The organism is Actinomadura formosensis (assembly GCF_050948385.1).
In the GTDB taxonomy this organism is placed as follows: domain Bacteria; phylum Actinomycetota; class Actinomycetes; order Streptosporangiales; family Streptosporangiaceae; genus Spirillospora; species Spirillospora formosensis.
In genome coordinates this window covers 6,722,388-6,734,544 of the sequence record NZ_CP192011.1, presented here as the reverse complement: position 1 = coordinate 6,734,544, position 12,157 = coordinate 6,722,388, and the positions used below count along the sequence as shown (strand labels likewise).

Genomic DNA, 12,157 nt, shown 5'->3' with positions numbered 1-12,157 from the left:
GAGCAGATGCGCGTGCGCCGGGAGAAGCTCGACCGGCTCCGCGAGAGCGGGATCGACCCCTACCCGGTGACCTTCCCCCGCACGGCGACGATCGCCGAGATCCGGGAGAAACACCCGGACCTGGAGCCGGGCACCGAGACGGGTGAGAAGGTCGGCGTCACCGGCCGCGTCATGCTGATCCGCAACACCGGCAAGCTGTGCTTCGCCACCATCCGGGACGGCGACGGCGACCTCCAGATCATGTTGTCGCTGGCCAAGGTCGGTCAGGAGCAGCTCGACTTCTGGAAGCGCGAAGTCGACCTCGGCGACCACATCGGCGTCGAGGGCGAGATCATCACCTCCCGCCGGGGTGAGCTGTCGGTCATGGCGGACCGGTTCGCGATCACCTCCAAGTGCCTGCGCCCCCTGCCGGAGAAGCACGCCGGCCTCACCGACCCGGAGGCGCGGGTCCGGCAGCGGTACGTCGACCTCATCGTCAACGACGAGGCGCGGAAGATGGCGCGGATCCGTAGCGCCACCGTCAAGGCGGTCCGGGACTTCTGGCACGACGAGGGCTACCTCGAAGTCGAGACGCCCATGCTCCAGCCCATCCACGGCGGGGCGGCGGCCCGTCCGTTCAAGACGCACATCAACGCCTACGACATGGACCTCTACCTCCGTATCGCGATCGAGCTGTACCTGAAGCGGCTCGTCGTCGGCGGCATCGAGAAGGTCTTCGAGGTCAACCGGAACTTCCGCAACGAGGGCGCGGACTCCACGCACAACCCCGAGTTCACGATGCTGGAGGCCTACGGGACGTACCTCGACTACAACGACATGGCTGACCTGACCCAGCGGATGTACCAGAAGGCCGTTGTCGCGGCCCTGGGCACCACCGTGGTCGTCCATGACGGTGTCGAGATAGACCTCGGTCTGGCGGAGTGGCCGCGGATCACGCTGTATGGGGCGGTGTCAGAGGCGCTCGGCGAGGAGATCACCCCGCACACGCCGATCGAGACCGTCCGTAAGCTCGCGGACGCCCGCGACATCTCCTGGGACCCCAAGTGGGGGCAGGGCAAGCTCGTGCAGGAGCTCTTCGAGGAGCTGATCGAGCACACCCTGGTCCAGCCCACGTTCGTCATGGACTACCCGGTCGAGACGTCCCCGCTGACGCGTCAGCACCGCGAGGAGCCCCTCCTCACCGAGAAGTGGGACCTCATCGGCTTCGGGACGGAACTCGGCACCGCCTACTCCGAGCTGGTCGATCCCGTCGAGCAGCGCCGCCGTCTCACCGAGCAGTCGCTGCTCGCCGCCGGCGGCGACCCGGAGGCCATGCAGCTCGACGAGGACTTCCTGCGCGCGCTGGAGTACGCGATGCCGCCCACGGGCGGGATGGGCGCCGGCATCGATCGGATGATCATGGCGTTCACCGGTAAGGGAATCCGGGAGACGATCCTGTTCCCGCTGGTCAAGCCCGGGCAGTGACGCGACGCGCCGTGGCCGGCGCCCCCCGGGGGGGCCGGTCAGGCGCTTTCGCGGATCACGAGGTCGGGCCGCTGGACGACCTGGCGGTGCTGGTGGGATCTGCCCTCGCCCATCTCGGCCAGTGCCAGCTCGGCGGCCTCCCAGCCGAGCGCACGGCGCGGCTGCCTGATCGTGGTGAGCGGGACGGCGGCGCTCGCGGCCAGCTCGATGTCGTCGTAGCCGATCACGGCGATGTCCTCGGGGACGCGGACGCCGAGCCGGGTCAGCTCGTTGATCAGGCCGATCGCCAGCAGGTCGTTGGCGCAGAACACCCCGTCCGGCCGCGGGGACATCGCGATGACCGCGTGGGCGGCGGCCTGGCCTTCGGTCGGGCTCAGGGCGTCCTGGACGAGCGTCCGGGGCTTTGCGAAACCGGCCTCGACGATCTTCCGCGCGGCGCCGTCCCGGCGGTCCACGCAGGGCTGCGGCTCGGGGATGCCGGTCACGAAGACGATCCGCTCCAGGCCGAGGCTGAGCAGATGCCTGGCGGCGGTCTCCCCGCCCGCGACATGATCGACCCGCGCGGTGCAGGCGTCGGACGAGTCGCGGTCGATCAGCACCACGCTCATCCCGGCGGCGCGCAGCCGTGAGATATCGGTGGGATCGAGCCCCACGGGGATGATCAGGACCCCGGCGGCCCGCTGCTCCTCCAGGAGCTCCAGCGAACGGCGCTCCTTGGCGGACGAGTGGTCGCTGGAGAGCCAGAGGGCGTCGTGGCCCGCCTCGTTGAGCGCGGCCTCGGCGCCGCGTGCGACGTCCGACGCGTACGGGTTGGTGAGGTCCTCGACGACGATGCCGAAGGCCCGCCGCGGCTGATCGCCGAACTCGCCCGCGGTGCGGTCGGGGCCCCGGCGGAGCCGGCGCGCGGACTCGTTCCGGACGAATCCGAGCTCCTCGATCGCGGCGCGAACACGGTCACGGGTAGCTTCGGCCACGAGGTCTGGCCGGTTTAGGACATTCGAAACGGTCCCAACTGAGACTCCAGCCCGCCTCGCGACCTCACGAATACTGGTCTGTGGCAACTCGCTCCTCGTCCCGCCCCAGGAGTGTTTCCCCAGGTAGTGGAGTTGTGCAGGGGGCGCCACCGATTGAGTGACCACGCAGCGTGTTCAATTGGTGGCAGATGGCAGCTGACCGGCGCTTGACGGGCCGGATCCGGCCGCCTAGCGTTCCGAGCCGAAGCGTAGCTTGAAACGATTCACGATCTTGATCCGCGTCGAGATCTGGCGAGTCCAACGAGAAGGGGCGGTGCGGATGGCTGGCGATCTCATCCCGTCTCCCTCGGACGGCCAACGAGTGAATCGTCACCCGGAGTTCCCCCGTACGACCCCGCAATCGGCCAGGCGGCCACCTCCGGCCAAGCTCGCGAGACAGAAAAGGAACCCGATGATCTAAGTCCGGAAGGCTCCGGACCCGGCAACCCAACGCGCGTACAGATCGAGGCCCAACCCGTGCCTGTGCAGCGGACGGCTGCATCCCCGCGGTCATCACCACGGACGAGGGAGGACGGAGTGGAACCAGCCACACTCGCACGTCGTGGCACCGACGATTTCGGGCTGAGCGAAGAGGAGATCCGGCTGCTCGCCCAGATCGCCAGCGGTGTCACTGCCGATGTGGCGGCACGCAAGCTGGAGTTGAGCGCACGGACCTTGCGGCGCCGGTTGCGGACGATCTGTGACCGGCTGGAGGTCAACACCCCTATCGAGGCCGTGGTGTGGGCGGCCCGAAGGCAGCTCATCTAGCGGCTTCACCCCCCGACGCCCGCCAGGGGACGGGTGGGCGTCACCGACGATCCAGGCGGCGAACCTGGTACGAATTCCGTCCGGCCCCGTGGCGGCGGCGCCGACGTCCTGGCAGGTAGGTCCCTGCAGGAGGCGTCGCCGCGGACGGCGTTCGACCATCCGGCGGCCGTGGATCCCTCCGGCGTGCGCGGCGAGGTTCGAGCGAGGCTCAGGCGACTCGGACACCGCCGGCGAAGGGACGTCCGGCCATGGGGGCGATCTTCACGACATCGCCGGTGTGCGGCGCGTGGAGCATCTTGCCGTCGCCGACGTACATCCCCATGTGGTGGAGATCGGAGTAGAAGAAAACGAGGTCGCCCGGCTGAAGCTGGCTGCGCGACACGTGCGTGCCCGCGTTCCACTGGCTGCCGGTGTAGTGCGGGAGGTTGATGCCCACCTGCTTGTAGGCCCACATCGTGAGGCCGGAGCAGTCGAAGGTGTCGGGACCCGCGGCGCCCCAGACATACGGGCGTCCGATCTTGCTCATGGCGTACCGGAGCGCCTGCGCGGCCTTGCCGCTGCCGACGACGGGAAGCTTGGCGAGCTGCGTGGGGTCCTTCTTGACGAGCTTGCCGCGGACCTTCTCGTAGGTTTCGGAGACCTTCTTGCGCTGCGACTCCAGCTGCGTCCGCAGCTCCTTGACCTGCTGGGCGCGCGCCTCGGCGGACTTGCGGGCCCGCTGGGCGGCCTGCATGGCCCGCATGAGGTGGAGCACCCTGGTGCTGTCCTGCTTGGCGAAGTAGTTGAGGGTCGCGGCCTGATCGAGGACGACCTGCGGGTTCTGGGCGACGACGAACGAGACCGTGGGGTCGGAGCCGCCCTGCATGTAGCTGGTCGCGGCCAGGGCGCCGACCTTCTGCCGGATCTCCTGGAGCGACTTCTCCTGTCGCTCGGCGTTCTCTTTGGCGACCTTGGCGGCGCGCTGCGACTGCGCGAGCTTCACCTTCAGGCCGTTGTACCGCTCGGTGAGCTGCTCCAGCTGGTCGGCGAGCTTGAGGGCCTCGGCCCGGAGCTCTTTGGCGGACGGACCCGGCTCGGCGTGCGCGACGGCGACGGTGTGCGGGGCGATGGCGTGCGGCGCGGCCGTCAGCGCGATGAGCGCGCCGGCCACGGTGACCGCGCGGCCGTGAAAGCGTGAAAGAGAAGCAGGCCGCAATGGCTCCACGAATTCTCCTCTCCTCGTCCGCCTGCGGGTCGGCTGACGGGTTGGGGCCGGAGCAGCCCGTGTGCGGTGGTGTGCGGCCCTGCCGCGCACCCGCGGGTTCACCCCTGACGGTTCCGTCCAGGGGCGACCCCCAGACGCTCCGAAAGCGGGTTCCCGACTCCTCGGGACGCTGGTTGCGGTCCGCGGACTCGGCGGTTCGGCCTCCGTTCTGCGGGCGGCCGATACCAGCGATGGACACTAACGGAACCCGCAATGGATGCCAACCAGAACACGCGAACTCGCAGGTCGCGAGGGCGTGGCGCCGGGATGAGCCCGGTTTCGATAATCTCGTCTGTTTGTGGAGGTCGTGATCCGGCGTGCCCGTACCGCCGACGTTCAGGAGATCCGCAGGCTGGTCGATCTGTACGCCGGGTCGGGACGACGCCTGCTGAAGAAGACGACGGTGACGCTGTACGAGGACGTGCAGGAGTTCTGGGTCGCCGAGGACATCCAGCACGGGACGCCCGGGACCGTCATCGGCTGCGGCGCCCTGCACGTGATGTGGGAGGATCTGGCGGAGGTCCGCTCTGTCGCCGTGGACAAGGGCCACGGCGGACGTGGCATCGGGCACCGCATCGTGGCCCGCCTTCTGGAGACCGCGCGAGAACTCGGCGTGCGGAGGGTGTTCTGCCTTACCTTCGAAGTGGAGTTCTTCGCCCGTCACGGCTTCCAACCGATCCTGGGGACTCCGGTGGCGCCAGAGGTGTACGAGGAACTTCTCCGCTCTTACGACGAAGGCGTGGCAGAGTTCTTGGACCTCGACCGGGTCAAGCCGAATACGTTGGGCAACACCCGGATGTTGCTTCGCCTGGAGGACCGACCCAAATGAGTGATTCCCCCCACCGCGGGCGGCGGCACCACCAACCGCCGCAGGGCCAGGGTTCTTACGGCCCGCCGCCCCCGTACCAAGGGGCCCAATGGCAGCAACCCCAGCAGCGGCAGCCGTCGCAACAACAGTGGCAGCAGCCCCAGCAGGACTGGGGGCAGTCCCACGAGCCGGCCTATGACCAGTACGACGGCTCCTACGGCGACTCCTACAGCGGTGAGATGGAACTGGCTCCCATCCACCGCCGGGCCGGTGCCCGGATCATCGACAACGGGCTCGTCGCGGTCTTCGGGTTCGCGCTCATCCTGCCGGTGACGATCGGGGCGTTCGGCCTGGGCAAGCCGGGCAGCAAGACCGAGGACGAGGGCGGCATCTGGAACTGGCCCATCATCTTCACCCTGTTCTTCGTCCTGTCGGTGCTGCCGTTCCTTTACGAGGCCGTGCAGTTGTCCATGTGGGGACGGACGCTGGGCAAGCGGGTCTTGGGCCTGGGCATCGTGCAGGCGCGTCCCGCGGGCGAGCCGGTGACCACGACGCAGGCCGTGTGGCGCGCCGGCATCGTGCATGTGGGCTACCAGATCGGCGTCTTCTTCTTTCTCGTCCTGGCGGTGATGGTGTGGGATTACGCCGCGTACGGGATGGCGCTGGTCTGGGTGGGCGGCCTTATGGCCTACCTGTGGGCGATCTGGGATCAGCCCCTGCATCAGGCACTGCACGACCGCTTCGCCGGCACGCTCGTCATCGATGAGCGGACGACCGGGTACGACGAGTACGCCGAGTACGCGGAGTAAGGCCGCCATGGCGGCTCCCCTTGCGGAACCGGGTCAGCGCCTGCTGGCGCGTGTCGTCGACACGCTCATCGTCGGTGTGCCCGTTGTCCTCGCCATCCGCGAACTGGCGTCCGGGCGCGCAGTGGACGTCGCCGCCCCTGTTGCGGTGGCCGGATGCATGCTCGTGTACGAGGCGGTCCAGCTCGCCCTCTGGGGGCGGACACTGGGCAAGCGCTTCGCGGGCATAGAAGTCGTCGTCGCCCCACCGGACGAGCAGCCCGGTGGGGCGGTCGCAGAGGACGCCGAACCCGCGGCGGCGGGAGGAACCGGCGCCCTGCCCGCCTCCCCGCCCGTGTCCTCGCCCGTGCCCGTATCGCCCGTGCCCGTACCCGGGTTCGTGCCGGCGGGCGTTTCCGGGAACGCGGATGCCGGGGTCGCCGCCCGCCCGGACGTCCTGCGGTCGGTTCTCCGTGCCGCGGTCTATTCGCTGCCGATCGCGGCGCGCCCGATTCCCGTCCTCGGTCTGCTGGCGGGCGTCTTCTGGGTGGTGAACGCCGGGGTCCTGTTCGAGGGCACGCGCCGCCAGGCCGCCCATGACAGGCTCGCCGGGACCCTCGTGGTAAAACGTGCGCGTCCCGATTCATCGGCCCTCTGAGGCCCTCTCAGACGCGTTCAGGTGCGCTCCCGGGGCGTTGCTGCCGTACCCTCGGGCGGCGATCCATCGTGGCACGAGGATATTCGCCGGTGTTCTCCATGCTTTCGCCGAGTTGGCCGGGTCTGTTTCGGACGCCCGTGTTCACGGGGCGAATGCCGCCTCGTTCCGGTTACGGCCCTGAATCGGGCCGGGATCTGTCACGTCCCGGATGCCGCCTCCGGATTGGCGGGATGCTTCCCCGCCCTTGCCGCACCGCGTACGGTGTCGCTTCATAGCGGTAGTGGACTTACTCCGGATGGGACGTGGTCTTGCTTGGCACGGACTTTCGCGCATCCATGCGGGTTGTGACAGTAGATGGGCCACGTTCGCCTCGGCCGGTCCTGTGGGGAGGGTGAAGAACTGGGCGGACCGGACGGTCGGATTGTGCCTCAATCTCCTGATTTCCCCGGCGGAGCACGACGCCGGGCTTCGGCGGGATCGCGGATGGTGACTTCGCGTCCCAGGGCGGCGGAACAGATTTTCGCCGCCGCCTTGCCCGCGGTTATCCGTCCACCTCGGCCGGTGGGGGCGGTGATCTCCGTTTTCGTCCCGGGCTCCCTCCGGCCAGGCGCCTCCGGGCGCCGTCCCGGAGGTACTGGCGGATCCTCGCCGCGCCGGGCTCGCGGAGTCCGCGCGTATTCCCGGCCGGGGGCGGTTAGGGCCGTTACGTCAGGGTTAATCGTTGGCCGCGGTACCAGTGCGCAGGGCCTGTTAAGGTCCGGGCAGGGGACTTTTGCGGCTGGACGCCCGTCCCGCCCGAAAGCGGGGACACCCGCAAACCCGGCGCAAAGCGCGAGGGTCCGCCCAGGTCGGCGCGGTGGCCCGTGACACCGGTCACGCCCGAAAACCTCTGCCGTCTCCGCGTGGGGCGCTAATTCCCGGTTCCAGGGGCTACCGCCGCCCCTCGCGTGTCCCCGCGCTGCTCCGGAAACGATGAGGTCGATTACGGCCGGTCACCGGCGGAAGGCGACTTCGTCCCGAGTGCCGGTTCATCGGCATGGCTGGAATTGTCATCGGCGTAGTTCTCGGTATATCTTTGGCAGCCGATTGAAGTTTGCTCAAGCCGAAAGGGTCTGTCCCCATGGCACAGAAGGTTCAGGTGCTTCTCGTCGACGACCTCGACGGTGGCGAGGCGGACGAGACTGTAGCGTTCTCGATCGACGGCGCCTCCTACGAGATCGACCTGAGTGGCGCCAACGCAACGAAGCTGCGGGAATCGCTGCAGCCGTTCGTTGAGAAGTCCCGCAAGGCGGGCGCGGTCTCGCGTCGTCGCCGGCAGCGCGGCGCGTCCAGCCGGGAACGCAGCGCTGAGATCCGCGCCTGGGCCAAGAACAATGGCATCAAGGTCAATGAGCGCGGACGCATCCCGGCCCACGTGATCGAGCAGTACGAGGCGGCCAACTGACCGCTCACCCATCGGGGCGGCCCGTCTCCCTTAGCGGGACGGGCCGTTCGTTGTTCTCCGGGGCTCCCGGGGGCCTTCCCCCCGTGTGTTCTTCGACACTCCGCCCCAGCGGGTTCTGCGGGCGTTCTCTCGGGAGCGGCGTTCTTTGTGCCGGTTCTGCGGGAGTCTCCGCACCGGCTTCCAAGAGCCGAGTCGACGGTGACGCCGCCCGTTCAAAAGATCAATCGTTCGCTTCTGGCGTAGCGGCAATGGGGTTCGGTGGGTCCCCGCCGAGGTAGAGAGGCGGCGCGGATGGAACTCCGTCCCATTCGGCGTACTCGTCCCGCGCCCCGGTCGACCTGCGGAAAGCCCCCGTTCGCTTGCGGCGTAGCGGGAACATGACGCACCGATGCGGTAGTTGGATGAGACTGAACAGCGCTTAGCTGGGGAACGTCTCCTGGTGGGAGTGCACCGGGCGGCCTCCTCGGGGCGGGCTAGCATGCGGAAGGACAGTTCCGGACGTTCCGGACTCTGCCCAACCGCTCTGTGAGGAGCGACGAGATGTTCGAGAGGTTCACCGACCGCGCGCGGCGCGTTGTCGTCCTGGCTCAGGAGGAGGCCAGGATGCTCAACCACAACTACATCGGCACCGAGCACATCCTCCTGGGCCTGATCCACGAGGGCGAAGGTGTCGCCGCCAAGGCTCTGGAGAGCCTGGGGATCAGCCTTGAGGCGGTGCGCCAGCAGGTTGAGGAGATCATCGGCCAGGGCCAGCAGGCGCCGTCGGGCCACATCCCGTTCACTCCGCGCGCCAAGAAGGTCCTTGAGCTGTCACTGCGCGAAGCGCTGCAGCTCGGCCACAACTACATCGGCACTGAGCACATCCTGCTCGGGTTGATCCGCGAGGGCGAGGGTGTTGCGGCCCAGGTGCTGGTGAAGCTCGGCGCCGACCTGAACCGGGTCCGCCAGCAGGTCATCCAGTTGCTGCACGGCTACCAGGGCAAGGAGCCGGCCGCCTCCGGCGGTCCCTCGGAGTCGGCTCCGTCCACCTCCCTTGTGCTCGACCAGTTCGGCCGCAACCTGACGCAGGCCGCACGTGAGGGCAAGCTCGACCCGGTCATCGGCCGGGACAAGGAGATCGAGCGGGTCATGCAGGTGCTGTCCCGCCGTACCAAGAACAACCCCGTCCTCGTGGGTGAGCCCGGCGTCGGCAAGACCGCCGTCGTCGAGGGCCTCGCGCAGAAGATCGTCAAGGGCGAGGTGCCCGAGACGCTCAAGGACAAGCAGCTCTACACCCTCGACCTCGGCGCACTGGTCGCCGGGTCCCGCTACCGCGGTGACTTCGAAGAGCGCCTGAAGAAGGTCCTCAAGGAGATCCGCACCCGCGGCGACATCATCCTGTTCATCGACGAGCTGCACACCCTCGTCGGTGCGGGCGCCGCCGAGGGCGCGATCGACGCCGCGTCCATCCTCAAGCCGATGCTGGCGCGCGGTGAGCTGCAGACCATCGGCGCCACCACGCTGGACGAGTACCGCAAGCACCTGGAGAAGGACGCCGCGCTGGAGCGCCGCTTCCAGCCGATCCAGGTCGCCGAGCCGTCGCTGTCGCACACGATCGAGATCCTCAAGGGGCTGCGGGACCGCTACGAGGCGCACCACCGCGTGTCGATCACCGACAGCGCGCTGGTCGCGGCCGCGCAGCTCGCCGACCGCTACATCAGCGACCGGTTCCTGCCCGACAAGGCGATCGACCTGATCGACGAGGCCGGCTCGCGGATGCGCATCCGCCGGATGACCGCTCCGCCGGACCTGCGCGAGTACGACGAGAAGATCGCCAACGTCCGGCGCGACAAGGAGTCCGCGATCGACGCGCAGGACTTCGAGAAGGCCGCCGCGCTGCGCGACTCCGAAAAGCAGCTGCTCGGCCAGAAGGCGCAGCGGGAGAAGGAGTGGAAGGCCGGCGACATGGACGTCGTCGCCGAGGTCACCGACGAGCTCATCGCCGAGGTCCTCGCCACCGCCACCGGCATCCCGGTCTTCAAGCTGACCGAGGAGGAGAGCAGCCGCCTGCTGCGCATGGAGGACGAGCTCCACAAGCGGGTCATCGGCCAGGAGGACGCCATCAGGGCGCTCTCCCAGTCGATCCGGCGTACCCGCGCCGGGCTGAAGGACCCGAAGCGTCCCGGCGGTTCGTTCATCTTCGCCGGCCCGTCCGGTGTCGGTAAGACCGAGCTGTCCAAGACGCTCGCGGAGTTCCTGTTCGGCGACGAGGACGCGCTGATCCAGCTCGACATGTCCGAGTTCATGGAGAAGCACACCGTCTCGCGGCTGTTCGGCTCCCCGCCCGGCTACGTCGGGTACGAGGAGGGCGGCCAGCTGACCGAGAAGGTGCGCCGCAAGCCGTTCTCGGTCGTCCTGTTCGACGAGATCGAAAAGGCCCACCAGGACATCTTCAACAGCCTGCTGCAGATCCTGGAGGACGGCCGCCTCACCGACGCGCAGGGCCGTGTCGTGGACTTCAAGAACACCGTCATCATCATGACGACGAACCTGGGGTCCAAGGACATCTCCAAGGGCGTCTCGATGGGCTTCGCCCGGCAGAACGACGAGCAGGGCTCGTACGAGCGGATGAAGGCGAAGGTGTCGGAGGAGCTCAAGCAGCACTTCCGCCCCGAGTTCCTCAACCGCGTCGACGACACGGTGGTGTTCCACCAGCTCACCCCGAAGGAGATCATCCAGATCGTGGATCTGATGATCGCCAAGGTGGACGAGCGGCTGCGTGACCGGGACATGGGCATCGAGCTGCGGCAGGAGGCCAAGGACCTGCTCGCGATCCGCGGCTACGACCCGGTGCTCGGCGCCCGTCCGCTGCGCCGGACCATTCAGCGGGAGATCGAGGACACCCTGTCCGAGAAGATCCTCTACAACGAGCTGAAGCCCGGCCAGATCGTGATCGTCGGCACCGAGGGCTTCGACCCCGAGAACAAGGACGCCACGGCGGAGAACGCCAAGTTCACGTTCAAGGGCGTGCCGAAGCCGTCCACCGTCCCCGACAGCCCGCCGCCCATCGAGGGCGCGGTCAACTTCAACAAGGACTGACGTCCGTCGAGAGGGGCCCGCAGCCGGCCGGCTGCGGGCCCTTCCGTATGCCCGGCGGTTTCACGGGCACAGCAGACCGACGGCCCTCCACGGCGCCTCCTGGGCTGACGGTGGCGCAGGAGTCGGGCCGGCCGCCTCACCCTGGCACCCCAACGCTCCTGATAGGTGGAAATGTCATACGCGACCCCTAATATTCGAACATCAGATCGAATGAGGGTGGTGCTGTGGCGCAGTTCGGGCGGCGGCCGAATCTGGAGGAGGCGCGGATCACCCGGGCGTTCCGGCAGGACGTCCGGTCGGGTGCGCCGGCCAGGCTGCCGATCTTCCGGTCGCACCTGCAAGGGGAACTGCTGGCCCGGCTCCTGCTCGGCCCAGAGCGTGAGGTCTCCATGCTGGACCTCGCGGTGATGCTCCGCACCGACCTCGCATCGGTGATGCGCGAGGTCGCCAGGCTGGCCCGAGCCGACCTCCTCACGCTGCGCCGGACGCTCGCCGGAAGCCTGGTCACCCGGAACACCGAAAGCCCTCTCTACGGCCCGCTGGCCCGGCTCCTGATGCTGACCTTCGGCCCCGCCGCCGTGGTGGCGGAGGAGTTCGGAGTCCTGCGGGCCGTCCACGAGCTCTACCTGTTCGGCCCCTGGGCGGACCGCTGCAACGGTGTGCCGGGCGACCAGCCGGCCGATGTCGAAGTCCTCGTCATCGGCGAAGTCCCCTGCGATGCGGCCCATGACGCGGCCCAAGAGGCCGCAGCGCGCCTGGGCCTGCCCGTCCACCCCGTCGTCCGGACGCAGCCCGAATGGTTCGACGACACCGATCCCTTCCTGCGTGAGATCCGCAGCGGCTCCCTGCTCAGGCTCTAGAAAACCGAGACCGTGCCCTCATGTCGGCGTGCTTGG

At 68.4% G+C, this 12,157-nt stretch carries 10 protein-coding genes; 8 read left to right on the top strand and 2 right to left on the bottom strand.

Annotated features, from left to right (window positions below; all coding sequences use genetic code 11):
• Nucleotides 1–6: 6 nt before the first annotated feature.
• Nucleotides 7–1,464, top strand: coding sequence for a bifunctional lysylphosphatidylglycerol synthetase/lysine--tRNA ligase LysX (gene lysX / locus ACQP1N_RS31540; RefSeq protein ID WP_067802438.1), 1,458 nt, complete (start codon nucleotides 7–9; stop codon nucleotides 1,462–1,464).
• 38 nt (nucleotides 1,465–1,502) lie between these two features.
• Here lysX and ACQP1N_RS31535 read toward each other — a convergent pair whose 3' ends face one another.
• Nucleotides 1,503–2,588: a LacI family DNA-binding transcriptional regulator gene (locus ACQP1N_RS31535; RefSeq protein ID WP_242608639.1), complete on the bottom strand. Its 1,086-nt coding sequence runs from the start codon at nucleotides 2,586–2,588 to the stop codon at nucleotides 1,503–1,505.
• A 426-nt stretch (nucleotides 2,589–3,014) separates the two neighbouring features.
• On the opposite strand from ACQP1N_RS31535, the gene ACQP1N_RS31530 reads away from it, so the two are divergent.
• Entirely contained in the window at nucleotides 3,015–3,245 is a 231-nt protein-coding gene (locus tag ACQP1N_RS31530; RefSeq protein WP_067802385.1) for a LuxR C-terminal-related transcriptional regulator, read from the top strand.
• A 208-nt stretch (nucleotides 3,246–3,453) separates the two neighbouring features.
• Here the strand turns inward: ACQP1N_RS31530 and ACQP1N_RS31525 are convergent, their stop codons facing one another.
• A complete protein-coding gene (locus ACQP1N_RS31525) occupies nucleotides 3,454–4,449 on the bottom strand; it encodes an NlpC/P60 family protein (protein WP_242608625.1) in 996 nt (331 codons plus the stop codon).
• 337 nt (nucleotides 4,450–4,786) lie between these two features.
• Here ACQP1N_RS31525 and ACQP1N_RS31520 point away from each other — a divergent pair, with 337 nt between their 5' ends.
• From ACQP1N_RS31520 to ACQP1N_RS31495, 6 genes are all read left to right on the top strand, one after another.
• Entirely contained in the window at nucleotides 4,787–5,317 is a 531-nt protein-coding gene (locus tag ACQP1N_RS31520; RefSeq protein WP_407642183.1) for an amino-acid N-acetyltransferase, read from the top strand.
• Entirely contained in the window at nucleotides 5,314–6,105 is a 792-nt protein-coding gene (locus tag ACQP1N_RS31515) for an RDD family protein (protein ID WP_067802393.1), read from the top strand. The genes ACQP1N_RS31520 and ACQP1N_RS31515 overlap by 4 nt, the downstream gene beginning before the upstream one ends.
• 7 nt (nucleotides 6,106–6,112) lie before the next feature.
• Nucleotides 6,113–6,739 carry an RDD family protein gene (locus tag ACQP1N_RS31510; protein ID WP_433227889.1) on the top strand — a complete coding sequence of 209 codons (627 nt, stop codon included), beginning with the start codon at nucleotides 6,113–6,115 and terminating at the stop codon, nucleotides 6,737–6,739.
• A gap of 1,120 nt (nucleotides 6,740–7,859) precedes the next feature.
• A complete protein-coding gene (locus tag ACQP1N_RS31505; protein ID WP_067802398.1) occupies nucleotides 7,860–8,183 on the top strand; it encodes a histone-like nucleoid-structuring protein Lsr2 in 324 nt (107 codons plus the stop codon).
• A gap of 540 nt (nucleotides 8,184–8,723) precedes the next feature.
• Nucleotides 8,724–11,261 carry an ATP-dependent Clp protease ATP-binding subunit gene (locus ACQP1N_RS31500; protein WP_067802401.1) on the top strand — a complete coding sequence of 846 codons (2,538 nt, stop codon included), beginning with the start codon at nucleotides 8,724–8,726 and terminating at the stop codon, nucleotides 11,259–11,261.
• 224 nt (nucleotides 11,262–11,485) lie between these two features.
• Complete coding sequence (locus tag ACQP1N_RS31495) at nucleotides 11,486–12,121, top strand: hypothetical protein (RefSeq protein ID WP_084263201.1); 636 nt, start codon at nucleotides 11,486–11,488, stop codon at nucleotides 12,119–12,121.
• The last annotated feature ends 36 nt before the right edge of the window (nucleotides 12,122–12,157 follow it).

Excerpts from the sequence above, each read along its gene's own strand:
- ACQP1N_RS31510 (WP_433227889.1), top strand. The coding sequence starts at position 6,113 with ATGGCGGCTCCCCTTGCGGAACCGGGTCAGCGCCTGCTGGCGCGTGTC.
- ACQP1N_RS31505 (WP_067802398.1), top strand. The coding sequence starts at position 7,860 with ATGGCACAGAAGGTTCAGGTGCTTCTCGTCGACGACCTCGACGGTGGC.
- lysX (WP_067802438.1), top strand. The coding sequence starts at position 7 with ATGCGCGTGCGCCGGGAGAAGCTCGACCGGCTCCGCGAGAGCGGGATC.
- ACQP1N_RS31515 (WP_067802393.1), top strand. The coding sequence starts at position 5,314 with ATGAGTGATTCCCCCCACCGCGGGCGGCGGCACCACCAACCGCCGCAG.
- ACQP1N_RS31500 (WP_067802401.1), top strand. The coding sequence starts at position 8,724 with ATGTTCGAGAGGTTCACCGACCGCGCGCGGCGCGTTGTCGTCCTGGCT.